Below are 23211 nucleotides of genomic sequence, written 5' to 3' on the forward strand. Positions count from 1 at the left end.
CGTTCGATGAAACCGAAGGACATGATCATGATCGACTCCGACCCCACAGCACTTCCACCGAAGGCCAAGAAGCCTGTCTCCCTCACCCGTATCGGCATGTCGTCCTTCATCGGGACCTCTATGGAGTGGTACGACTTCTTCATCTACAGCACCGCTGCCGCGCTGGTCTTCAACGAGCTGTTCTTCCCCTCCTTCGATCCGCTCACCGGCACTGTGCTTGCCTTCTCGACGTTCGCTGCCGGGTACCTCGCCCGGCCTGTCGGTGCAATCCTCCTGGGCCACTTCGGTGACCGGATCGGGCGCAAGAGCGTGCTCGTCATCACGCTGGTGTCAATGGGTACCGCGACGTTCCTCATGGGCGTCATGCCGACCTACCAGCAGGTCGGGGCATGGGCCCCGATCCTCCTTGTCACGCTGCGCATCATCCAGGGCCTTGCGGTCGGGGGAGAGTGGGGCGGAGCCGTCCTGATCGCCTCCGAGAATGCGCCCGAAGGGAGGAAGACGTTCTACGCCTCCTTCGCCCAGATGGGATCACCGGCCGGTCTGCTGGTCGCGACGGTCGTGTTCACCGTCCTCCAGATCTCCGTCCCGGGCGGCGCCCTGGCCGACTGGGCATGGCGGATCCCGTTCCTCATCGCCGGAGTCCTCGTGCCGATCGGCCTTGTGATCCGCCTCAGCATCGACGACGCCCCCGAATTCAAGGAGGCATCGCGCCGCGCCGAGAGCGCTTCCGTGCCACTCGTACAGCTCGTCCGCCACCACTGGCGCGGTCTCCTCATCGGAACCGGCGCATTCCTGGGCGTATTCGCGATCTACTACCTGCTCACTACCTTTGTCCTCACCTACGCCACGAAGACCCTCCACATGCCCACGGAAGTCGTCCTTCCGGCGAACATCATCTCTGCAGTCGTGGAGGGTCTCGGCATCGCCCTCGGAGTATGGCTGTCCAAGAGGATGACGGCGAGGTCCGTCGCCACCTGGTCTGCTGTGGCGCTCGGCTTGTGGAGCGCGCCGGCCTTCCTGCTGATGCACACCGCAGTGGCGGCAAACCTCTACCTCGCCGTGGGCGTAGCGATGCTCTTTGTAGGAACCTCCTACGGAGTGCTCGCCAGCGAAGTCGCAGAACTCTTCACACCCACGGTGCGCTACACCGGAATCGGCCTCAACTACCATCTCTCGGGCGCCCTCGGCGGTGGCCTCGCCCCCGTCGCGGCCACGGCCATCCTCGCAGCCTCCGGATCGACCACCGGAGTCGTGATCTTGTGCGTGGTGGTGGCGGTGCTGATGGTGGCCTCCTGCCTCCTCCTTCCCAGGAGTAACACCGCCAAGCTCGTCCGCCGCCCGGAGCCGGCGCGATGACCGCTGCACTCGCCCGCCGGAACGGGGAGCTGGGTTTCTGGCTCGCCAGCGCAGCAGACGATCGGCCGCGGTTTCCGACCTTCTCGGGCCGGGACGCCTTCGACCTGGCCATCGTCGGCGGGGGGTTCACGGGCCTGTGGGCCGCGTACTTCGCCAAGAAGCTCGATCCGTCTCTGTCCGTGGCCGTCTTCGAAGCGGAGCGCCTCGGCTATGGCGCGTCGGGCCGCAACGGAGGCTGGGTCTCGGCCCTCGTTCCGGGAAACCGTGCGAGGTTCGCCAAAGCATCCCCTCAAGGCAGGGCGGCGAGCATCGCGCTGCAGCGGGAGTTCATCGATTCAGTCGATTCGCTGCTCGGCATTCTCGCGCTCGAGGGCATCAATGCGGACCAGGCCAAAGGCGGCTCGCTCTCAGCCGCCCACACCGAAGCGGGCATGAGCAGACTCCTGGCAAAGCGCCAGAGCGACCTGTTGTACGGGCTCACGCCTGAAGAAGTCAGCGTCCTCACGCGCGCAGAATTCCAGGCTGAGATCGCCATCGACGGCGTCCACGGCGGCCTGTTCTACAAGGACGTCGCGCGCATCAATCCGGCCGAGCTCGTCTTCGGCCTTGCACGAGTCGTCTCAGGCATGGGCGTGTCCATATTCGAGGGCAGCCGCGTGGAATCCGCAGTCGACCGCAGACTGGTCCTGGAGGCCGGGGAGGCAGAGGCAGACCGGACGTTCATCTGCACCGAGGGGTACTCCGGCCCGCTCCTGGGGCAGCGACGGATCATCCCGATCAACTCATCCATGATCGTGACCCAGCCCCTCGACGATGACGTGTGGCAGGAAATCGGCTGGTTGGGATCCCAGTGCCTCAACGACTCGGCGCACACCTTCATCTACGCGCAGAGGACAGCCGATGACCGGATCGCCATCGGCGGACGCGGCGCACCCTACCGCTTCGCCTCCGGCACCGGGGGAGAAGGCGGGACCGCCGAATCGACAGTCCAGCAGCTGCTCGGCAAGCTCCGGACGTTCTTCCCCGGCGTCCACTTCGAAGCCGACCATGCCTGGTCGGGCGTGCTCGGAGTGAGCCGCGACTGGAACGGAGGCGTGTCCTGGGACCCGGTGCGAGGAATCGGCTCCTCGGTCGGGTACGCGGGCCACGGCGTCACGAGCGCGTTCGTCGGGGGCAGGACACTGGCAGAGCTTGCCCTCGGCTACGATTCCCCTCGGACCCGACTGCCTTGGGTCGGCTACAGCGCCCGTGACTGGGAGCCGGAGCCGATCCGCTGGGTCGGGGTGCATGCGATGTACCGGCTCTTCGGCATTGCTGACGCGTGGGAAGAGCGCCGCGGCTCCTCCCGAACCTCGCTCCTGGCGTCATTCGGCAGCCGGCTTGCTGGCTTGCACGAGTGAGGGATCGTGGGCCAGGAGATGACGACCACCACAGGCCCGCAGAGAGGCGCGATCTGCGATCTTGAGTAAGTCTTCTCCAGATCGATGAGACGAACTTACGGCAGGAGGGGCTGGCAGTCATGATGCCAGCCCCTCAATTGCGCTGCTCAGCGCCCGACGGCGGTGAGGGCGGCGTCGTAGATGTCGATGGCCTGGGCGACCTCGCCCGGCGTGACTGTCGCCGGCGGGACGACGTGGATCCTGTTGTCTGCGGTGAAGGCGAGGAGGCCGCGCGAGACGAGCTCGGTCTTGAGCTGGGCCATGAGTGACGCGGAGACGGGCGCCTTCGTCTCGCGGTCCTCGACGAGTTCCAGCGCCCAGAAGACGCCCATGCCGCGGACCTCTCCGATCACGGGGTGCTCGGCCGCGAGCCGGAGCAGGGCCGGCTCGAGGTGGTCCCGGCCGATGCGGGCCGCGTTTCCGACGATGTCCTCGTCCTCGAAGGCCTCGATCGAGGCGACGATGGACGCGGCGGCTAGTGGGTGGCCCGAGTAGGTCAGGCCCCCGGGGAAGACGCGATCGTCGAAGGTCGCCGCGATCTCCCCCGAGATGACCACCCCGCCCACGGGCACGTAGCCGGAGTTGACGCCCTTGGCGAAGGTGATGAGGTCGGGGCGCACGTCGAAGGCGTCGAGGGCGAACCATTCGCCGGCCCGGGCGAAGCCGGCCATGACCTCGTCGAGGATGAGGACGATCCCGAACTCGTCGCACAGCGCGCGGACTCCGGCGAGGTATCCGGGCGGGGGAAGGAGGATGCCCGCGGTGCCGGGGATCGTCTCGAGGAGGATCGCGGCGATGGTGCCGGGTCCCTCGAGTTCGACGACGCGGCGCAGGTGCTGCAGCGCGCGCTCAGCCTCCTGCTCGGGGCTCTGGGCCCAGAACTCGGAGCGGTACAGGTACGGGCCGAAGGCGTGGACGTGGCCGCGGGCGTACTCATTGGGGATGCGGCGCCAGTCGCCCGTCGCGACGATGGCGGCTCCGGTGTTCCCGTGGTACGAGCGGTAGCGGGAAATGACCTTGTCCCGGCCGGTGTGGAGGCGGGCCATGCGGATCGCGTTCTCGTTCGCGTCGGCGCCGCCGTTGGTGAAGAACACCTTGGACATGGACGACGGCGCGTGCTTGAGGATCAGCTCTGCGGCTCGCCCGCGGACGTGGGTCGCGTGGGCGGGTGCGACGGTCGCGAGCGTGGTGGCCTGCTGGGCGATCGCAGCGACGACGCGGGGGTGCTGGTGGCCGATGTTGGTGTTGACGAGCTGGCTCGAGAAGTCCAGATAGGTGTTCCCCTCGTGGTCCCACACCATGCTGCCTGAGCCGCCGGCGATCGCCAGGGGCTTGAGGGACTTCTGGGCAGACCACGAGTGGAAGACGTTCTCGCGGTCCAGCGCTACCGTGTCCGCGTTGGTCACGGACCGCTCGACGAGCGTGGGGGTGGCGACCATGGCAGGTCCTTTCGGAAGAGGGAGGGGAGTGACTCCATCATTGGTCCGGAAGGCCCCTCTCGTCCTCGGACGTGAGTACAATTTCCAGACTGCTAGAGGACATTCGTCGAAGGGGGCTTGCTGTGGGACTGACCCTCAAGGACCTGCTGGGCAGCAGTACGCTGCGGCTGCGACTCATTGCTCCCGAGACGCTCAGCCAGGACGCTCTCGCGGACGAGATCACCTGGGTCCACAGCTCAGACCTGCCTGATCCCACGCCCTTCCTCGACCGCGGCCAGCTGCTCCTCACCGACGGCAGCCAGTTCCCGCCTGAAGGCTCCGCACCCGGCCGGGAAGACGAGTACGTCGGCAGGCTCGTCGAGCACGGGATCTGCGGACTGGGCTTCGCCACCCAGGTCCTGCACGAGACGATCCCCGCACAGCTCACGGAGGCCTGCCGGGCTCGGGGCCTGCCGCTCATCGAGGTGCCGGACAGGACGCCGTTCATCGCGATCATCCGCTTCGCAGCGGACTGGATCGCCCGCGAGCAGCACGCCCAGGCCGAATGGTCGCTCCAGGCACAGCGGGCCATCGCCCGAGCGGCCCTGCGGCCCAACGGCCTGACGTCGATACTGGGGGAGATGGAACGCCAGCTGCGGTGCTGGGTTGCCCTGTTCGACGGCGCCGGGAACTACATGCGCATGCCCGTCAACACGCCCGTCCCCTCCGGCCTCCTCCCCGGAGTGACAGCTGTGGCGCGGGCCGCGCTCGAGAGGGGCGAGCGCGCCGTCGTGCGCCCGGAGATCGACGGCGAGGAGATCCTGCTCCAGACGCTCGGGCGCAGGAACCGGCTGCGCGGCGCCCTCGTCCTCGGCGGCCTCGAGTCGCTCGATCCGGCGCGGACGGACATCGTCAACAGCGTGATCGCGCTGGCAAGCCTCGCCCTCGAGCAGACGAGGAGCCTCGACACCGCCCGGCAGCTGCTGCGTGCCGGCGTCTTCGAGCAGCTGCTCGCAGGGCGCAGCGACGTCGCACGGAACACGGCCCGCCAGGTGTGGGGCCGGCTCCCTCCGGACCCGGTGGTGCTGACCCTCGCCCGTTCCGTGGGCCAGCGCGAGAACCTCCTCGAGGCGCTCGAACTGCTCTCCGACGACCACCGCGGAGCGGTCTTCTACGCGCCCAGGGAGGCCAACGTCGTCGTGCTTGCCGCGCCCGCGCAGCAGGCGAAGGTGCTCGACGTTCTCGGCAGGTACGGCGCGGCGGCGGGCGTCTCGGACGGCACGCCGTTCGCGATGCTGCCCGAGGCGCTCGGTGAGGCGGAGCGGGCGCTCGCGCGCGCCGTCGAGCTCGAGCGGGCGGTTGTCGAGTTCTCCGAGATTGCCGAGCGGGGGATGCTCGGGCTGCTGCGCTCGGAGCAGGCGCGCCCGGTCGCGCTGAGCCTCCTGCAGCCGCTCCTGCACGATGACGCCGCGGAGGGGAACCAGCTCCTGCGGGCCGTCACGGTGTGGCTGGCGCACAACTGCGCGTGGGAACGGGCCGCCGCCGAGCTCGGCGTGCACCGCCACACGCTGCGCAACCGGATCGACGCCGCGGGGCGCGCCCTCGGGCTCAACCTCGACACCCTCCACGACCGCCTCGAGCTCTGGGCGGCGGTGCAGTTCCTCGACCTAGAAACAACGACTGCTCCGTAAGTGTCGGTCTGGGGGACCATTGCGACACTTACGGAGCAGTCGATGAGGGCCGGGAGCCAGCCCGGCCGGTCAGTTCTGGGGGAAGCCCAGGTTGAGTCCGCCGTGGCTCGGGTCGAGCCAGCGCGTCGTCACGGCCTTCTCCCGGGTGTAGAAGTGGAAGCCCTGCGCACCGTAGGCCTTGGTGTCGCCGAAGATCGAGTCCTTGAACCCGCCGAACGAGTAGTAGGCGACCGGCACGGGGATCGGGACGTTGATGCCGACCATGCCCACCTCGACCTCGTTCTGGAAGCGGCGGGCCGCCCCGCCGTCGTTGGTGAAGATCGCGGTGCCGTTGCCGAACGCGCCCGAGTTGATGAGCTCGAGGCCCTCCTCGAAGCTGCGCACCCGGACCACCGAGAGCACCGGGCCGAAGATCTCCTCCTGGTAGGCGCGCGAGGTGACCGGGACGCCGTCGAGCACGGTCGGACCGAGCCAGAAGCCCTCCGGGGCACCGTCGGCCTTGACCTCGCGACCGTCAATGGCGACCACCGCGCCGTCGGCCTCGGCTATCTCGATGTAGGAGGCGACCTTGTCGCGGTGCTGCCTGGTCACGAGCGGGCCCATGTCGCAGTTGCGGCGGCCGTCGCCGATCTTCAGGGTCGCGACGCGCTCCTGGATCTTCGCGATGAGCTCGTCCGCGACCGGCTCGACCGCAACAATGACGCTAATCGCCATGCAGCGCTCGCCGGCGGAGCCGAAGCCGGCGTTGACAGCGGCATCCGCGGTCAGGTCGAGGTCGGCGTCGGGGAGGACGAGCATATGGTTCTTTGCGCCGCCCAGGGCCTGGACTCGCTTGCCGTTCTTCGAAGCGGTCTCGTAGATGTAGCGGGCGATCGGGGTCGAGCCCACGAACGAGATGGCCTTGACCTCAGGGTGCGTCAGGAGACCGTCGACGGCCTCCTTGTCGCCGTGGAGGACATTGAAGACGCCGTCCGGCAGGCCCGCCTCCGAGAAGAGGGCCGCGAGCCAGTTCGCCGCCGAGGGATCCTTCTCGCTGGGCTTGAGGACGACGGTGTTGCCGGCGGCGATTGCGATCGGCAGGAACCACAGCGGCACCATCGCGGGGAAGTTGAACGGGCTGATGATGCCGACGACGCCGAGCGGCGCCTTGATCGAGTGGACGTCGACGCCGGTGGAGACGTTCTCGGAGTGCTCGCCTTTGAGCAGGTGCGGGAAGCCGGTGGCAAGCTCGACGACCTCCAGGCCGCGGGCGATCTCTCCCAGCGCGTCCGAGACGACCTTGCCGTGCTCGGAGGTGATGATCTCGGCGAGTTCGCCCTTGCGCTCGTTGAGGAGCTCCCGGATGCGGAACAGGATCTGCTGGCGCTTGGCCATCGAGAGGTCGCGCCATGCGGGGAAGGCCTTAGATGCCGCGCCGATGGCCGCCTCAATGTCCTGGGCGGAGGCGAGGGATACGCGCTTCGTCTCGATCCCGAGTGCCGGGTCGAAGACGGAGGCAGTGCGATCGCCTGAGGACAGCGACTCTCCGCCGCTGATCCAGTGGGGGACGACGGGCAGGTCCTGGGTGTCGGTCATGGGGGTTCCTGTTCTGTCTCTGAACTGGGTGTGTCCCTTCACGGTAGAGTCCGGAAAGGGAAGGTGACCCTCGACATCTGGCCCGTTCGCGCCTTGACGATCGACAGATGTCCTGACGCTATCTAAGCAGTACGGCACCTAGTCTGAGTGCGGTCGGCGCTCGGCCCACGTCCTACTCACCCTCGGGAGTCCTTCGATGAAACGCCGTGATTCGCTCGCCCGTGCTGCCTCCCGCGCCCGTCAGGAGCGACTGGCCCGAACAGGCGAACATTGCCCTTCGACGGGCTGGTGGATGGTGGACGCCCAGACTGCGGCCACCGGTGCACCGCGGTTCTTTTTCCGGGGAAGCATGATGCCCTCCTTTGGCGGTGCTCCTGCGTCCTGGAGGTGGATCCCCGCCTCGTGAGCCGTCGGGGGGCTGAGCCACGTCCCGAGCCTCCGCGCCTCACGATAGCGAGTTCGGGGCTCCGGCAGTCTCGAGCCACTCCACGACCTCCTCTGCGTGGGTATTCGGCGAGAAGACAGGCTCGGATCCTGGCTGGAGACGCCGAAGACCGCGTTCGCTCCGGCTCGACAGAGTTCCTGGAAGTGGTCGCGGAAGCTGCAGGCTTCTGTCGAGCGGCCGCGCGCCCCCGGGATAGCATCCCATCCTCGGGGCAGGTCGGCCCCGGGCTGGCCTGTCAGCGGGTAGAGGTAGAGCACCGTTCTGCCGGCACCGAGCTCGGAGATGCTGACTCTGCTGCCGTCGCTGGCCGGCAGTTCCAGGGTCGGGAGAACCATGCCGGGAAGATGGTCGGCCTTCCCATCGTCCTCAGGGACGGGGAGGCTCGCGGGCAACGCGGTGTAGTCGTCCATGATGGCTTCCTCCGCGACGGCGGGACGCATGGTGAGACCACGGTAGACGTCGATCGCGGAGCCGGACCGCAGGAATACCGCGCCGCCACGCGCCGGGTCGTCCATGCTTGCTGAAGGCAGGTTTGCGCGACACTCGGAGGTCTGAATCCATGGCACGGTCCTTTACCCTGGTGCAGCTGCGGTATTTCGCATCGGTCGCCGAGACGGAGAACATGACCGAGTCTGCAGGGAGGCTCAACATCAGCCAGTCGGCCCTGTCCTCGGCGATCTCCCAGCTTGAGAAGGAGCTCGGGGCCCAGCTGTTCATGCGCCGGCACCAGCGGGGGATCGTCCTCACCGACGTCGGGCGTCTCCTGGCTCAGGAACTTCGGCCGTTCCTGGACCACGCCGACAGGCTCTTCGATATCGTGCACGGCGCAGCACATGAGCTCGACGGGGATCTCACCGTGGGCATGTTCGCGCCCTTCGCCTCGTTCCGCGCTCCGCTCATCCTCAAGGCCTTTGAAGACCATTATCCGAAAGTCCGCGTGACATTCGTCGAGGGGGATCTCGAGTACCTCGGCAGAGCACTCCTTGATGGGCGCTGCGAGCTCGCACTGATGTATGACATCGGGGCCGTGGATGGCCTCGAGACGACGGCGATCGAGGTGCTGCCCCCTCACGTCATCCTGCCCGCCGACCATCCATTGGCTGGTCGCCCCGAAGAGGATGTCTCCCTGGACGAACTGGCAGAGGAACCGCTGATCCTTCTCGATCTGCCCCACACCCGGGAGTACTTTCTCGACCTCTTCACAGCCCAGGGAATCACTCCTGTGGTGCGCCACCGCGTGTCCGGGTACGAGACGGTGCGCTCCTACGTGGCGGGAGGATTCGGCTATTCCATTCTGAACCAGAGGCTCCCCGGTGACTCGACGTACCTCGGCAGGGACGTCGCCGTGCGCTCTCTCAGGGGGGCGCACCGTCCGATCCGCGCCGTCCTCGCCCGGCCTGTGGGGCTGCGCCCAACGCGCCGCGCCAGCGCCTTCGAGGACGTGTGCCGGCGGCTCTTCTCGCAGCAGCCTGATGAGTCTGCTATCGATTAAATCGATCAGCCTCCCTCAATCAATCCATTGGACCGGTAGTGATCTGCGCCACCAAGATGATGGCAACCCCGAGCCGTGCTCACGAGGAGGCAGACATGACCGTCAACACCAACGAGGAGTCCCGGCGCGCAAGCCAAGTGGCTGATGCGCCAACTCCAATGTCCAAGCGCGTCCTTCTGGGAGGAAGCGTCGGCCAGTTCGTCGAGTTCTACGACTTCGCGCTCTACGCCCTGTCCGCGGTCACGCTGTCCCATCTGTTCTTTCCCAAGGGGAATGAGATCGCCGGGCTCCTGGCAACCTTTGCGACGTTCGGAGTTGCGTTCGTGGTCCGGCCGATCGGAGGCCTGTTCTTCGGGCAACTCGGTGACAAGCTGGGCCGCCGTCGGGTCGTGTACGTGACGCTCCTGTCCATTGGGGCGGCCACTGCGGCGATCGGGCTCCTTCCCGGCTACAACGTGATCGGATGGGCGGCGCCGGCCCTGCTCGTGCTCTGCCGTCTCATCCAAGGCTTCTCTGCGGGGGGAGAATCCGTCGGCGCCCCAGCCTTTGTCTTCGAGCACGCTCCCGTGAACCGCAGGGCCTTCTGGCTCAACATCACCCTCGCCGCCACGGCGCTCCCCTCGGTTGTCGCCGGCACCCTCATGCTGGTCCTGAGCAATGCTCTGTCCCAGGCAGACTTCACGGACTGGGGTTGGCGGATCCCCTTCCTGCTTGCGCTCCCGCTCTCGCTCGTGGGCCTCTGGATCCGCTCCCGCACCGAGGAGAGCGAGGCGTTCAAGCAGGTCGCCGAGGAGGTCGCACACCGCGAGTACAGCCCTATCCGGGAGGCCTTCCGTGACAACCGGCTCCGCATCGTCCAGGTCATTCTGGTCATGGGCATGACTGCCATGGGCTTCTACTTCCTCTCCGGGTACTTCGTCTCGTACGTCCAGACGAGCGGGAAGCTTGGCCAGGAGGCCTCCCTGGCCGTCAACGCTGTGGCAATGCTGGCCTATGCACTTCTCCTTCCGGTGGGAGGCCTGGTCGCGGACCGCGTCGGCAGGAAGCCCATGCTCATCGCCGGGTCAGCCGCCCTTGCCCTCCTCGCCTTCCCCTGCTTCATGCTCGTCACGAGCGGGACGTTCGGGCTCGCGCTGCTCGGTGAGGTCCTGTTCGTGGTGCCGCTGTGCCTCTACGGCGGTGGCTGCTACACGTTCTTCGTCGAGATCTTCGAGACCAGGACCCGCTTCACCTCGGCCGCGTTCAGCTACAACGTCGGCTACGCGCTCTTCGGAGGAACCGCACCGTTCGTCGGCACGTGGCTCGTCGGCGCGACCGGGGTGGCCTTCTCACCCGCCTACTGGCTCTGCGGCATGGCCGTCATCGTGTTCCTGTTCCTCACGCTGACACCAGTGCCGGAGACGCGCGGCCGCCACGCCTGAACACTCGCGCCCGCCTCATTCCCTACCGATCGACCCAGCAGAGGTTACCCACATGTCTTCGCAGGCCTTCCTTGATGACTTCCACTACATCGCGACCATCGGCTCGACTCCTCGTCACGGCGTCGACCGGCAGGCGGCAACACCGGACGACCAGCGGGCACGTGACTGGTTCACCGCCTTCGCCCAGGAGCGGGGATGGACCGTGCGGGTCGACAGCATCGGCAATGTCTTCGCCCTCATCACGTTCCGCCCAGACGCGCCGTTCATCATCGTCGGGTCGCATCTGGACAGCCAGCCACTCGGGGGAAGATTCGACGGCGCATATGGGGTCATCGCGGCACTGCACGCGGCTGAACGGGTCGAGAAGCGTGCGACCGAGACAGGAGAGTGCCCCGAGTTCAACCTCGCAGTCGTCGACTGGTTCAACGAGGAGGGGGGCCGGTTTGCGCCTTCGATCATGGGAAGCAGCGTCTTCGCTGGCATCAAGGACCGTGACGAGATGCTCGCGGTCAGGGATCTCGCCGGGACCTCGGTCGCAGAGGCGCTCACCAGCATCGGCTATCTCGGATCGGACGACGGGCCAGAGGCGGCCGGCTACGCAGAGATCCACATCGAACAAGGCAGAGTCCTTGAGCGCGAGGGCCTGACGATTGGGGCGGTCGACTCTTCGTGGTACACGCAGAAGCTCGACATAGAAGTGAACGGCGAACAGTCCCACACCGGGGCGACGGCGATGGCAGATCGCCATGACGCCCTGCTGGCTGCCGCCAAGATCATCTCCATGGTGCATGACGTGACGTTGGACTTCCCCGCAGAAGAACTCGTGTCCTCGGTCGGGCAGCTCACCGTCGAACCGAACTCTCCGATCGTGGTCGCCCGGCATGCGCGGCTCGTCGCGGACCTCCGCTCCAATTCCCCCGAGATCGTCCGCCAGGCCCGGGACACCCTCAGGAGGCAGATCGCCGAACTCGCCGAGGCATCAGGACTCGCCGTCAACGTGCGAGACTTCGACATCCGCGAGAACCAGTACTACCCGGAACCCGGAGTCGAGCTCACTTTGGGCGTCGCTGCCGAGCTGGGCCTCGGAGCCCGCCGCATGCAGACCATGGCCGGCCACGACTCGGTCGCCATGAACCGGATCGTGCCCTCCGTCATGATCTTCATTCCGTCAGAAGGAGGCGTCTCGCACTGCGAGCGTGAATTCACCTCGGACGCGGACATGGTGGCAGGCCTAGACGTGCTCAGCGAAGTCGTCCATCGCCTTGTCTATGGCGCTCTGGCCCCCTCGCCGCTCCCCGCCGCCCAGGGCCGGGCCTGATGTCGAAGCTTCACTACCTGAGCGCCACGGAAGCGCTGAGGCTGTTCCGAGGGTGCGAGCTTTCTCCCGTTGAGCTGATGCAGGATGTGATCGACCGGTGCGAGGCGGTGAACCCAGTAGTCAATGCCCTGACCGAGACGATGTTCGAGGAGGCCATTTCCGCAGCGAGGGAAGCCGAGAAGCGCTACCTCGAGCTCCGTTCTGGTGAGGCAGAACCCGGCACCGAGCTGCTCGGCCTGCCGATTGCGGCCAAGGAGAAGCACGCCATGCGGGGGCGGTCCTTGACCCAGGGCCTGATCCACCAGTCGGGGGCAGTCGCGCCCGAAGACCATCCCGTGATCGAGCGCATTGTTGCTGCCGGCGGAATCGTGCACGCTCGCACCACGTCGCCTGAGTTCAGCTGCGCAACGGTCACCCACAGCCCGCTGTGGGGTGTCACGCGGAACCCATGGAATCCCGCGTACTCCCCGGGAGGCTCCTCGGGGGGCGCTGGTGCCTCACTCGCTGCCGGGATGACCACCCTCGCGACGGCATCCGACATCGCCGGTTCGACCCGTCTTCCTGCGTCCTTCACCGGAAGCGTGGGGTACAAGGCACCGTACGGGCGCATTCCGGGAATGGGGGTACTGTCCGCCGACTGGTACCGCGGCGACGGGCCGATGGCCCGCACGGTGGCCGACGTCGCGCTGCTTGCCGGGGTGATGTCGGGCCGCCACCCTCGGGACCACGCCACCGTCGGAAACCCATCACTGATCGGCCCCTTCGAGTCGGTCCGGGGCCTGCGCATCGCGCTCTGCATCCGGCTCGGGGATTACCTCGTGGCGCCTGAGATCGAAGCGAATACTCGGCGCACGGCCGCCGCCCTCGCCGCCGCCGGATGCGAGGTGGAGGAGATCACCCTCCCCTGGCGCAGTGCAGAGATCGTCGAGACGATCTTCACCCACTTCGGATACATCCTCGGCCCGGCCATGGCGGAGGCCACGGCTGGACACGAAGACGAGCTCGCCGCATACACCCGGAAGTTCATGGAGGATGCGGCGGCTGCTGCCGGTCGGAACACGTTACTCGAGGGGCTCGAGGCCGAGCACAGGATGCAGAGCGAGCTCGCCGAGGCCATGGAGGGCTTCGACGCTCTCCTCTGCCCGACGTCGGCCGTGCCCCAGCTGGCCGCCGAAGGCGACTACCTCGATGGGATCACGCTCGATGGGCAGCACCTCGGCCACTACTGGCAGGCGCACATGACGTCCCCGTTCAACATCGCCAATCGATGCCCCGTGCTCGCCGTGCCGAGCGGAGCTTCGGGGGAGGGCGTCCCGACCGGTGTGCAGATCGTCGGCCATCCGTTTGCAGAGGCGACGGTGTTCAACGTCGCGGCCGCACTCGAGGCGGTTGCGCCCTGGGAGGGCCGCCGACCTTCGCTCTAGAAGCTCCCCCGAGCGCGTCAGTAGGTCGCCGCGTTGGGAAGGATGATGGGCGGCGACGGCGGCTGGCTGAAGTCGAAGTCGTTGACGAGGTCACCGAGCTGCGGACTGTTCTCACGGACGTCGGGGCGCGGGTCGGGTCGACCATCGGTCGAGGGATCGAGCCGCTGGCCGTGGAGGAAATCGTCTTCGATGAACTTGACGTAGGCGTCGTGGCTCAGGGTCTGGTGGTCGATGAAGCCCTTCTTGGCGTAGGGGCTGATGACGACGCCGGGAACGCGCAGGCCGTACCCGTTCTGGTCCACGGACGGCGGAGTGACGTGGTCGTAGAAGCCGCCCCAGTCGTCCCACGAGAGGAAGATGGCAGTGCTGTCCCAGTCGGGGCCGGACATGATCGCGTTGACGAGCCCGGTGACATAGGCCTGCCCGGCGCTCACGAGCGACGGCGGGTGTTCGCTCACCGTGCCCGAGGGATCGATCCAGCTCACCGCGGGAAGCGTGCCATCCTTGGCCGCGGCGTAGAAGTTGGCGAGGGACTGGATGTTGCCGAGCTGGCCGTCCTGCTTGACCGTGTCGAAGTAGGGGAGGGGGTTCCAGATGCCCGGCGTCTTCGCCTTCTGGGCGACTGGGGCGCAGGTCATGGCCGCATCGTCGCGGCAGTCCGGCTCGGTGCCGTCGAACACGTAGTACGCCCACGGGACGTTCTCCTTGTGCAAGAGGTACGTCAGGTCCGTCCACGCGTAGTCGGGGGGCGCGATCTGCGCCGCAGCCGTCTGCAGGTCGCGCTTGAGGGTGTCGGGCAGCTGGGCCTGGTCGATGGCCGTGCGGCAGTCGGCGAACGAATCGGCGGCCTTGCAGTGCTGCTGGAGGAAGGCGTGCAGTTCTGTGGCCAGATCGGGGCTGATGCCGGCGGCCGCCAGCGCCTTCTGGCATCCCGGTGTCTTCAGGCCGCCACGGCACTCTCCGATGATCGTGGTGCGGAGGCCGGCTCCGAAGTCCGGCGGGTTGCCGGGGCTCTGCAGGGCGTTGAGGCAGGATTGCGGGTTGCCTGCCGTGCTGCACTTCGCCGACCACTCGGAGACCATGTACAGGTGTGCGGGGAGGCTCCAGGATGCGTTGGGCTCGAACATGTGGTCCTGGAGCGTGAAGGCCTTGGCATATGACCAGTAGTTGGGGATGTCGCGGCCGTCGTGATAGCCCATAACGTCTGTCCGCGTGGCTCCCGCGCACGAGGGGTCATTGGGCGAACAGTCCGACGCCGCGTGCTCGGCCTGGGCGATGAAGCCGTCCATCTTTCCGCCGTCGATGTCCGCGGCAGCATTCGACTGCCCGTGCGGGCCACCCGAGTTCTTGTCTTCAGGATCGTAGTACGGCCTGACGCAGTCCCCGTGGGCGGGATCGGGGATGCAGGCAGTCGGCGTGCCGTCCTGCATCGGAATCCCATCGGCGCCCGGGTACGTGCCGAAGTAGCTGTCGAACGAGCGGTTCTCCTGCATGATCACCACGACGTGCTGGATCTTCGAGATCCCTGCGCCCGCGGCCTGGGTGCTGGGTGCGAGATGGCTGGCGGTCGCGAACACCCCGCCTGCGACGATGAGGAGAAGGACGACGGCGGCCGCGGACAGCGCGCTCAGGACGCGGTGGGAGCGGATCCACATCCGGATCCTGCGCTGACGTGGCCCGCGGCCGTCGGAGGTCCTGTCGGGAAGCGCGGGCGCTGGCTCGACCACTGGTGCTCCTTGTCATCTGGGCCTCACAGGGACAGATGCATCGGATGCACACAAGATACGCCTCCACGGCTTGCGCGACATCAGCTCCTCCCTGTGAGGCATCAGGGTTGACCTACGCGGTGACGGGTAGCTTCCGGAGGACAGACGCCCCCAGCGGAAAGGAGAACCAGGATGAGCGAAGAGCAGCCGAAGGGTCTTCACCCCGACGAGGAGCAGCCCGACGTCGAACGGCTGGACGGGTTCCAGCACGACACCGGCATCGCCTCGGACGAGAACGACGCAAAGGCCAGGGACCTTGAGGAGAAGGCCTACGGCGACGAGGACGACGCTCCCGACGTGCCGCTGCCGGGGTAGGGGCGGGACGCAAACCGGCCGCCCGACGTCCCCTGTCGGGCGGCCGCTCCGTTTCCCGGTCAGCCCTGGGTCGTGCCGCTCGAGGCGCTCGGGCTGCTCGAGCCGTTCGACGACGAACCCGACCCGCCGCCGTCGTGCATGTGGCCCTGGCCGAAGCCCGTGTCCGTGGTGACGGTCGCGTAGTCGGCGCTGACCTCGTACTTCACCCTGGTGCCGTTGGAGGTCGCGACAACGTCGAACGAGCCGTCGGAGTCCTTCCACGACCTCTCGATCGTCGCGCCGGCGTCCTTGGCCTTGACGGCCGCCGTGACTTTGGCGAGCTCGTCGTCGGTGAGGGCGGCCTGCTGACCGCCCATGCCCCGACCCATGCCCCGGCCGGCGTGGTCGTCTGCCGTGACGGTCGCATAGTCCGCGCTGACCTCGTAGCGGACGGTGGTGCCATTGGACGTCGCCATCGCGTCGAACGACCCGTCCTCGTCCTTCATCACCTTGGAGACCTGGGCGTTCGCGTCCTTCGCCTGGACGGCTGCCGTGACCTTGGCGGTCTCGTCGGCTGACGCGTCGGTGTGCTGGTGCCCTCCACGTCCCTGAGCCGTTCCGGATCCGGCGGTGCCGCTCGACGACGGCGACGGGCTGGGCGTGGACGCCGCGTTCGCGACCGCGGCCCCACCCCCGATGAGCCCGGCGACGGCGACGGCCGACGCCGCGGCGTAGCCGATGCGCTGGGTGATCTTCATGGTGTGCCTCCTGTGGTCACACGCGGCGTCTGCCGCGATGTCCACTCCACGATGCGCAGCGAACCTGTCATTCACCTTTCGAGGGGTTGTGCCGGGCGTGAGAGTCTGCTGGGGAAGCACTGCAACGACGCTCGGCGCTCGAGCGGCTCAAGCTGTCGAGGCGGACCTTCGGCTCTGGAAAGAGAGCCGGCCGTGGCCCAGACTGGGCCCCATGAGCGGCCCAGCGACGGCGAACCCTCCCCTCGAGCGCAACCTCGGCTTCAACCACGCACTGCACCCCGACAGGCCCTGGATCCGCCTGGTCCGCGCGGCGACCGGTCTTGCCATGCTCGCCGCGCTCGCCCAGGAGACCTACGACGCCACGCAGCCGGGCAACTCCGTCGACATCCCGCAGCTCTTCTCCCAGTTCACCTTCCACTCGAACCTCGTCCTCGGGATCATGTTCCTCGTCGCGGCGACGCGGCGGAGCGAGGCGCTGCCGCGCTGGTGGGACCACGTGTCCGGGGCGCTCGCGTTCTACCTCGTGATGACGGGCATCGTGTACGCCGTGCTGGTCGCCCCTCCGGGCGAGCCCTGGTGGACGCTGAACCTCTACTGGCCATGGATGGTCACCCACAAGATCGCGCCGGCGGTCGCCGGCCTCGACTGGCTCCTCGTCACGCGCACCACCCGCGGGCGGTGGTGGCGGCCGCTCGCCTGGATGGGCTACCCCGCGGCCTTCCTCACGTTCTCGTGGATCCGGGGCGCCCTCGACGGCTGGTACCCGTACGACTTCCTCAACCCGACGCTCGACGGCGGCTGGTCCGCCGTGCTGGTCGCGGCCGCCGAGGTGCTGGCCGCCTTCCTGGTGGTCGGCGTCGTCGTCCACGCTGCGGGGAACGCCCGGGCCGCGCTCGCGGTGGGCCGCCCGCACCGCCGGGGCCCGTTCGGCCGCATGCACGTCGGGAGCAGGACCGGCGGCAGGACCGCGTAACGGCGGACCTTCGCCTCTGGGGGCGGACAGCAGCGGCGGCGGACACTGGCTGCATGAGCGGCCCATCGACGCTGAACCCCCCGGTCGAGCGGAACCACAGCCTCATCGGCGCACTGGACCCGGACCGGATGTGGATCCGACTGCTGCGCGCGCTGGTCGGACTCGCCCTCCTCGTGGCCCTCGTCCAGAAGACGCTGGACGCCACGCTTCCGACCAACGATGTCGACATCCCCCAGCTCTACTCCGAGTTCACCATCCAGTCCAACCTGGCGCTCGGCGTCGTGCTCATCGCCTCGGCCGCGTTCCCGCGGGCGGCGCTGCCGGCGTGGTGGGACCACCTCTTCGGGGCGCTCGTGTTCTACCTCGTCATGACGGGCATCGTGTACGTCGTGCTCGTCGCGCCCCCCGATGAGCCGTGGTGGACGCTGGACCTCTACTGGCCGCAGATGCTCCACCACCGCATCGCCCCGCTGTTCGCGCTGCTCGACTGGCTCGTCGTCAACCGGACCGTCCGCGGCCGCTGGTGGCGCCCGTTCGCATGGATGGTCTACCCGGCCGCGTTCCTGGCCTTCTCGTGGATCCGCGGCGCCATCGACGGGTGGTACGTCTACGACTTCCTCGACCCGACGCTCGACGGCGGGTGGGCGGCCGTGTTCGTCTCGACCGGCCAGGTGCTGCTCGGCTTCCTCGTAGTCGCGGTGCTCGTGCACCTCGCGGGGAACCTCCGGGTGGCGCTGGGGCGGCGTGCCGCGCATCCGGGTCGCGCCCACCAAGGGCGCCCCTCCTAGGATGTCCGCATGAGCTCGATCGTGGTCCAGGCGTTCCTGACGCTCGACGGCGTCGTCCAGTCGGCCGGCGGCCGGGATGAGGACCGTGACGAGGGCTTCCCCTACGGCGGCTGGCAGAACGACTACGACGACGAGCTCGGCACCGAGATCGTCCGGGACTGGGAGACCAGGACCGAGGCGCTGCTGCTCGGGCGCGTGACCTACGAGATCTTCGCCGGCTCGTGGGGCGTGTGGGACGAGGACGCACCCGGCCTGCAGGGGGAGCTGACCCGCCGGTACAACCGCATCCCCAAGTACGTCGCCTCCCGCACGCTCGGCGGCGCCGACTGGAAGAACACGCAGCTCCTCGGCCCGGACGTGCCGGAGGCGGTGCGCAGGCTCCGGGCGCAGCCCGGCGGCGAGATCCGCGTCTGGGGGAGCACCCAGCTGGTGAGGACCCTGGCCGAGCACGACCTGGTCGACGAGTACCGGCTCCTCGTCTACCCGCTCGTGCTGGGCACCGGAAAGAGGCTCTTCGCCGAGGGGTTCCCCGTCTCCCGGTTCGCCCTGGCCGAGTCCCGCGCCCTGCCGTCCGGGATCGTTCTCTGCGTCTACCGCCGCGACGACGGCTGAGATGGCCAACAGCTCCACGGGCGAGTCGGTGATCCGCCGGGTCGTGCGGATCATGGACGCCTTCACCCGCGACCAGCCGGCCCTCACCCCGGCCGAGCTCGCCCGCGCAGCCGGCCTCTCGACGTCGACCGCCCATCGCCTCGCCACCGACCTCGCCGCCGAGGGCCTCCTGGCCCGGACTCCCGACGGCCGCTTCGCCGTCGGCGCCCGGCTGTGGGAGCTGGCGGCGCGCTCCACCCCGCTCGAGGAGTTCCGCCGCCGGGGCCTGCCCTTCCTCGAGGGCGTCCACGCGGCCGTGCGGCAGCACGTCTCCCTCGCCGTGCCGGATCTGGACACCGGCACGGTCCTGTACGTCGAGCGGCTCGACCAGCACGGCAATGCCGTGAAGAACCTCGGGGAGGTCGCCGCGCGCCTCTCGCTGACAGAGACCTCGCCCGGCCTCGCGATCCTCGCCTTCTCCCCGCCCGACGTCCGCGAGCGGGCGCTCGCCCCCGCGGCCCCGGCGGACTCGGGCGGGTCCGCGCACGACGCCGCGCCCGGCCTCCGCGCGGCCCTCGCCGAGGTGCGGCGCACCGGGTACTGCCGGCTGGCGGGCGTCCTCGTCGAGGAGAACGTCGGCTACGCCGTGCCCGTCTTCGGCGAGGGGAACGCCGTCGTGGGCGCGATCGCCGTGGTCATGCCGCTGGAGGACGAGCGGGCCGAGCTCGTCCTCCCGGTCCTGGTCTCCGCGGGCCGGGGGCTCTCGCGGGCGATGGGTGCCGAGCGGCGCCCGTACGGCGAGAGGGCGTGGCTGCGCCCGCGCGGAGACGGGCAGTAGGGGTCACTCGGGGACGACGCGGACGGTCTGGAGCTTCGGGTCCGCGGGGTCCGGCAGGTACAGCCCGGCCTCGAGGCCGCTGAGCAGGTAGTCCAGGATGGTCTGGCTGATGCGCTCACCCGGCAGGATCGCCGGCACCCCGGGCGGGTACGGGGTGATCTGCTCGGCGGCGATCCGGCCCGCCGCCTCGCCCACGGCGACCACCTCCACCGGGCCGAAGAAGGACGCGCGCGGCTGCTGCGCCATGTCCGGCTCGAAGTCGGATCCGTGCGGCAGTTTGATCTTCGGCGGCGTGGGCATCGAAGGCGCCGCCCGGACGAGCTGCTCGAGGGCCGCGAGGAGACGCTCGGCGCTCGCGTCGTCGTCGGCGGTCGTGATCACTGCCTCGACGCGGCGGTGGTCCACGAGGCTCATGTCGATGCGCTGCTCGGCCCGGAGCCAATCCGAGGCCTGGTAGCCGCTGATGCCCAGTCCGGTCACGTCGATGAGGATGTGCAGCGGGTCCAGATCGTGCGATGCCTCGGCCTCGAGCAGTTCGTCGTGGGGGACGTGCAGGCCCGGGAGGGCCTCGATGTCCGCGCGCAGGCGCTGGGCGAGCTGGATGGCACGGTCCAGGAGCTCGGTCCCGTGGAGCGCCATCTGCCGGCGCCACCCGTCGATCCCTGCGTAGAGCATGACGTTCGAGCTGGTGCTCGCGAGGAGGTCGGCGCACTGCTGGAGTCGGACGGGGTCCACGAGCGACCCCTGCAGGTGGTAGACGGAGCCCTGCTCGAACCCCATGCCCATCTTGTGCACGCTCACGACGCAGATGTCGGCGCCGGCGGACATGGCCCACGTGGGCAGCCCGTCGTGGAACGGCAGGTGCGCGCCCCAGGCCTCGTCCACGATGAGCGGCTTGCCGCGGGAGTGGCAGACCTCCGCCATGGCCTCGAGGTCGGCGCAGGTCCCGTAGGGCGTGGGGCTGACGATCAGGGCCGCCGCGGCGTCCGGGTGGCGCTCCCACATCTTCTCGACGGCCTCGGGCGCGGGAGGGTGGGCGAGGTGCAGGTCCTCGTCGTAGCGCACGGGGATCCACTGCGGGCGCAGCCCCGAGAAGAGCAGGCCGGCGGTGACGGACTTGTGGGCGTCGCGGCTGATGAGGATTTCCCCGTCGCCCTGGGTGACGGCCAGCATGGCGGCCTTGACCGAGAGCGAGCTGCCGCACGTGGAGAAGAAGGCCTGCTCTGCGCCGACGGACTCGGCCATGAGCTTCTCGGCGTCGCTGAGGACACCCCCGGATGCCTTCCGGTCGTCGAGCCCGGCCGTGGCGAGGACGTCCGAGCGGAACGTGTCCCGGCCGAGCGCATCGATCGTGCGGGGGTCCGCGCCCCGCCCCTGGCGGTGGCCCGGGGGCGTGAAGCCGTACCGGTCCAGTCGGTGGTACTCCTCGAGGGCCTCGAGCACCGGAGCCTTCCTCTGGTCCATCTTCTCCTGACCCATCACTGTCCCTTCGTGCTGGTGGGTGGCTGCCTGCGGGTGAGCACGACGCCGCTCCTCGGCGCCGCGGGCATGTGCCGCAGATCGATCGTGAGGTCCTGGATGCGCGCCTCGAACTCGGGGTGCTCGCCGACCACGCGCGCCGCGGAGCTGATCAGGCCCAGGGTGGCCCCCTCGCCCGGGCAGCGGTGGCCCGTGACCACGTCGCCGCCTCCCTGGGGGATGAGGGTGTTCGGGTCGGGGTTCCACCTGTGGAAGCGGTCGGGGTCGAAGCTCTCCGGGTCGTGCCACACCCGCGAGTCGTGGTTGGTCCCGTACAGGTCCAGGAGGGCCATGTCCCCGGCCTCGAACTCGTGGCCGCGCCAGGCGAACCGGCGCAAGGCCGTTCCGCCCACGAGGGGGAAGAAGGGGAAGTAGCGCCGCACCTCCTGGGAGAAGAGCAGCTCGTCCTCGGCGGAGCCTTCTGCCAGCCGAGCCCGCCAGAGCGGGCGCTGGATGAGGGCCACCACGGCGAACGCCATGAAGCGCCCGACGGCGACCACGGGCCGGAGCAGGTTGAGCAGCTCGACCGCCGCCACCGGTTCCGGCAGGAGCTGGCCGCGGTCGTCGCGGTGGAGAGCGACGGCGGCGGCCGGGCTTGCGCTGTCCGCCCCGGCACCGTCCTCGCGCAGCCGGGCGATCTGCTCGGCCGCCCAGCGCTCGGTGGTGACCCGCCGGCGTCGTGCCTTCCAGTTCGGTGGACCCAGCGAGCCCGCCTTGTCCACCATGAGCCCGAATTCCTCCGAGCGCTGCTGCACGACCGCGGGCGGGGCCTCGAGGCCGGCCCAGCGGAGGGCCGCCTCCGTCAGGACGGCGCGCACCTCGGTGTCGAGCACGAAGCGTCGGCAGTCGGGCCTGCTGAGGGCGGCGTCGAAGGCAGCCGCGAACCTCTCGGCCAGGCGTTCCTCGGAGCGGTCCGTGAGCTGGTCGAGGAAGAGGCGCTTGCGGCGGTGGTGGGCCAGGCCCGTGAGGGTCTGGACGCTGCCCTGGTCCTGGAGGAGGTGCTGGGCGCTGCGGGGGACGGCGTTTTCCCGGGTGAAGTTGAGCGGGTCGTAGAACGTGGCCGAAGCCTCGGCCCCGCGCAGGCACACGACCGGGCGCAGCAGGAGCCGCGTGCCGAAGACGTCGGTTCCGAGCCGGTCGCAGCGGGTGGAGATGAACGTGTAGCCCTCCCTGCGGAAGGCGAGCGTGCTGTCGGGGAGCCGTGGGATTGCTGAGGGCGCCATGGACCCGGTCCTCCCGTCGAAGGTTGGTGTCGAGCAGGCACTACCCCGTGGAGAGGCATCCAAAAGGAGCGCGCGCGGTCGGGCCGAGCCGGTGGTTGAGCGGAGTCGAAACCACTTACGGGTTCCGACTCCGCTGGGTTCCGCTCAACCAGCGGCGTGGTCGGGCCGAGCCGGTGGTTGAGCGGAGTCGAAACCACTTACGGGTTCCGACTCCGCTGGGTTCCGCTGAACCAGCGTGGCTAGTTGGAGGGGAAGTTGTAGGAGGCGCCGGAGGCGTGGGCGGGTTCGGGCCAGCGCTGGGTGATGACCTTGGCCCGGGTGTAGAAGGCCACGCCTTCCTCGCCGTAGATGTGCTTGTCGCCGAAGAGGGAGTTCTTCCACCCGCCGAAGGAGTGGTACGCGACCGGGACGGGGATCGGGACGTTGACCCCGATCATGCCCACGTGCACCCCGCGGTGGAACTTGCGGGCGTTGGACCCGGAGGAGGTGAAGATCGCGGTGCCGTTGCCGTACGGGTTGGAGTTGATCAGCTCGATCGCCTCCTCCACGGTCTCCACCCGCACCACGGACAGGACCGGGCCGAAGATCTCCTCGGTGTACGCCTCGGTGTCGGTGGCCACGTTGTCGATGACGGTGGGCCCGAACCAGTTCCCGCCCTCCTTCCCGGGAACGGTGAACTCCCGCCCGTCCACGACCAGGTCCGCCCCGGCCTCGGCCGCGGCGGTGACGATGCCCTTCATGCGGTCCCTGGACGCGGCGGTGATGATCGGGCCCATCTCCGCGCCCGGGTCGGTGCCCTCGGCGACCTTGACGGCCTCGGCCCGGTCCTTGACCTTCCCCACCAGCGGGTCGGCGGCCTCCCCGACGGCCACGGCGACGC

Annotated in this window: 19 protein-coding genes; 12 read left to right on the plus strand and 7 right to left on the minus strand. The window is 68.7% G+C overall.

What is annotated here, in order from left to right:
• The first annotated feature begins 27 nt into the window (after nt 1-27).
• Together ACQ5BE_RS14455 and ACQ5BE_RS14460 are read left to right on the plus strand one after the other, a co-directional pair.
• Entirely contained in the window at nt 28-1359 is a 1332-nt protein-coding gene (locus ACQ5BE_RS14455; protein WP_430297670.1) for an MFS transporter, read from the plus strand.
• Entirely contained in the window at nt 1356-2759 is a 1404-nt protein-coding gene (locus ACQ5BE_RS14460; RefSeq protein ID WP_430297671.1) for an NAD(P)/FAD-dependent oxidoreductase, read from the plus strand. Before ACQ5BE_RS14455 ends, ACQ5BE_RS14460 begins: the two co-directional genes overlap by 4 nt.
• Nucleotides 2760-2905: 146 nt before the next feature.
• Here ACQ5BE_RS14460 and ACQ5BE_RS14465 read toward each other — a convergent pair whose 3' ends face one another.
• Nucleotides 2906-4237 carry an aspartate aminotransferase family protein gene (locus tag ACQ5BE_RS14465; protein WP_430297673.1) on the minus strand — a complete coding sequence of 444 codons (1332 nt, stop codon included), beginning with the start codon at nt 4235-4237 and terminating at the stop codon, nt 2906-2908.
• 122 nt (nt 4238-4359) lie between these two features.
• Between ACQ5BE_RS14465 and ACQ5BE_RS14470 the strand changes: the two genes are divergently transcribed.
• Nucleotides 4360-5907, plus strand: coding sequence for a PucR family transcriptional regulator (locus tag ACQ5BE_RS14470; RefSeq protein WP_430297674.1), 1548 nt, complete (start codon nt 4360-4362; stop codon nt 5905-5907).
• A gap of 69 nt (nt 5908-5976) precedes the next feature.
• On the opposite strand, the gene ACQ5BE_RS14475 is transcribed toward ACQ5BE_RS14470, so the two are convergent.
• Nucleotides 5977-7482, minus strand: a complete 1506-nt coding sequence (locus ACQ5BE_RS14475; RefSeq protein ID WP_430297675.1) for a CoA-acylating methylmalonate-semialdehyde dehydrogenase — start codon at nt 7480-7482, stop codon at nt 5977-5979.
• Between the two features lie 1004 nt (nt 7483-8486).
• Between ACQ5BE_RS14475 and ACQ5BE_RS14480 the strand changes: the two genes are divergently transcribed.
• The 4 genes from ACQ5BE_RS14480 to ACQ5BE_RS14495 all read left to right on the plus strand — a co-directional run bounded on the left by ACQ5BE_RS14480 (nt 8487) and on the right by ACQ5BE_RS14495 (nt 13582).
• On the plus strand, nt 8487-9419 hold the full coding sequence (locus ACQ5BE_RS14480; protein ID WP_430297677.1) for a LysR family transcriptional regulator: 933 nt from the start codon (nt 8487-8489) through the stop codon (nt 9417-9419).
• Between the two features lie 95 nt (nt 9420-9514).
• The gene (locus ACQ5BE_RS14485) at nt 9515-10840 is read left to right on the plus strand and encodes an MFS transporter (protein WP_430297679.1); all 1326 of its coding nucleotides are present in this window, start codon (nt 9515-9517) and stop codon (nt 10838-10840) included.
• Nucleotides 10841-10892: 52 nt separating this feature from the next.
• Nucleotides 10893-12158: a M20 family metallo-hydrolase gene (locus ACQ5BE_RS14490; protein WP_430297681.1), complete on the plus strand. Its 1266-nt coding sequence runs from the start codon at nt 10893-10895 to the stop codon at nt 12156-12158.
• Nucleotides 12159-12235: 77 nt separating this feature from the next.
• A complete protein-coding gene (locus ACQ5BE_RS14495) occupies nt 12236-13582 on the plus strand; it encodes an amidase (protein ID WP_430297682.1) in 1347 nt (448 codons plus the stop codon).
• 17 nt (nt 13583-13599) lie between these two features.
• Here the strand turns inward: ACQ5BE_RS14495 and ACQ5BE_RS14500 are convergent, their stop codons facing one another.
• Nucleotides 13600-15309 (minus strand): alkaline phosphatase family protein, encoded by a 1710-nt coding sequence (locus ACQ5BE_RS14500; RefSeq protein ID WP_430297684.1) that lies wholly within the window; start codon nt 15307-15309, stop codon nt 13600-13602.
• A gap of 171 nt (nt 15310-15480) precedes the next feature.
• Between ACQ5BE_RS14500 and ACQ5BE_RS14505 the strand changes: the two genes are divergently transcribed.
• The gene (locus ACQ5BE_RS14505; RefSeq protein ID WP_208710889.1) at nt 15481-15663 is read left to right on the plus strand and encodes a hypothetical protein; all 183 of its coding nucleotides are present in this window, start codon (nt 15481-15483) and stop codon (nt 15661-15663) included.
• 59 nt (nt 15664-15722) lie between these two features.
• Here ACQ5BE_RS14505 and ACQ5BE_RS14510 read toward each other — a convergent pair whose 3' ends face one another.
• The gene (locus tag ACQ5BE_RS14510; RefSeq protein ID WP_430297685.1) at nt 15723-16400 is read right to left on the minus strand and encodes a hypothetical protein; all 678 of its coding nucleotides are present in this window, start codon (nt 16398-16400) and stop codon (nt 15723-15725) included.
• A gap of 211 nt (nt 16401-16611) precedes the next feature.
• Here ACQ5BE_RS14510 and ACQ5BE_RS14515 point away from each other — a divergent pair, with 211 nt between their 5' ends.
• From ACQ5BE_RS14515 to ACQ5BE_RS14530, 4 genes are read left to right on the plus strand one after another with little or no spacing between them, the layout of a single operon-like run.
• Complete coding sequence (locus tag ACQ5BE_RS14515) at nt 16612-17373, plus strand: Pr6Pr family membrane protein (RefSeq protein ID WP_430297687.1); 762 nt, start codon at nt 16612-16614, stop codon at nt 17371-17373.
• 53 nt (nt 17374-17426) lie between these two features.
• Nucleotides 17427-18161: a Pr6Pr family membrane protein gene (locus tag ACQ5BE_RS14520; RefSeq protein ID WP_430297689.1), complete on the plus strand. Its 735-nt coding sequence runs from the start codon at nt 17427-17429 to the stop codon at nt 18159-18161.
• A 9-nt stretch (nt 18162-18170) separates the two neighbouring features.
• The gene (locus ACQ5BE_RS14525; protein WP_430297690.1) at nt 18171-18773 is read left to right on the plus strand and encodes a dihydrofolate reductase family protein; all 603 of its coding nucleotides are present in this window, start codon (nt 18171-18173) and stop codon (nt 18771-18773) included.
• Between the two features lies 1 nt (nt 18774).
• Nucleotides 18775-19590 (plus strand): IclR family transcriptional regulator, encoded by an 816-nt coding sequence (locus ACQ5BE_RS14530; protein ID WP_430297691.1) that lies wholly within the window; start codon nt 18775-18777, stop codon nt 19588-19590.
• A gap of 3 nt (nt 19591-19593) precedes the next feature.
• Here the strand turns inward: ACQ5BE_RS14530 and ACQ5BE_RS14535 are convergent, their stop codons facing one another.
• The 3 genes from ACQ5BE_RS14535 to ACQ5BE_RS14545 form a co-directional block, all read right to left on the minus strand.
• Complete coding sequence (locus ACQ5BE_RS14535) at nt 19594-21054, minus strand: aminotransferase class I/II-fold pyridoxal phosphate-dependent enzyme (RefSeq protein ID WP_430297693.1); 1461 nt, start codon at nt 21052-21054, stop codon at nt 19594-19596.
• 14 nt (nt 21055-21068) lie between these two features.
• On the minus strand, nt 21069-22331 hold the full coding sequence (locus tag ACQ5BE_RS14540; RefSeq protein WP_430297694.1) for a cytochrome P450: 1263 nt from the start codon (nt 22329-22331) through the stop codon (nt 21069-21071).
• A gap of 239 nt (nt 22332-22570) precedes the next feature.
• On the minus strand, nt 22571-23211 hold a 641-nt coding region (locus tag ACQ5BE_RS14545), incomplete at its 5' end, for an aldehyde dehydrogenase family protein (protein WP_430297695.1).

The organism is Sinomonas sp. B1-1, assembly GCF_050474465.1.
In the GTDB taxonomy this organism is placed as follows: domain Bacteria; phylum Actinomycetota; class Actinomycetes; order Actinomycetales; family Micrococcaceae; genus Sinomonas; species Sinomonas flava.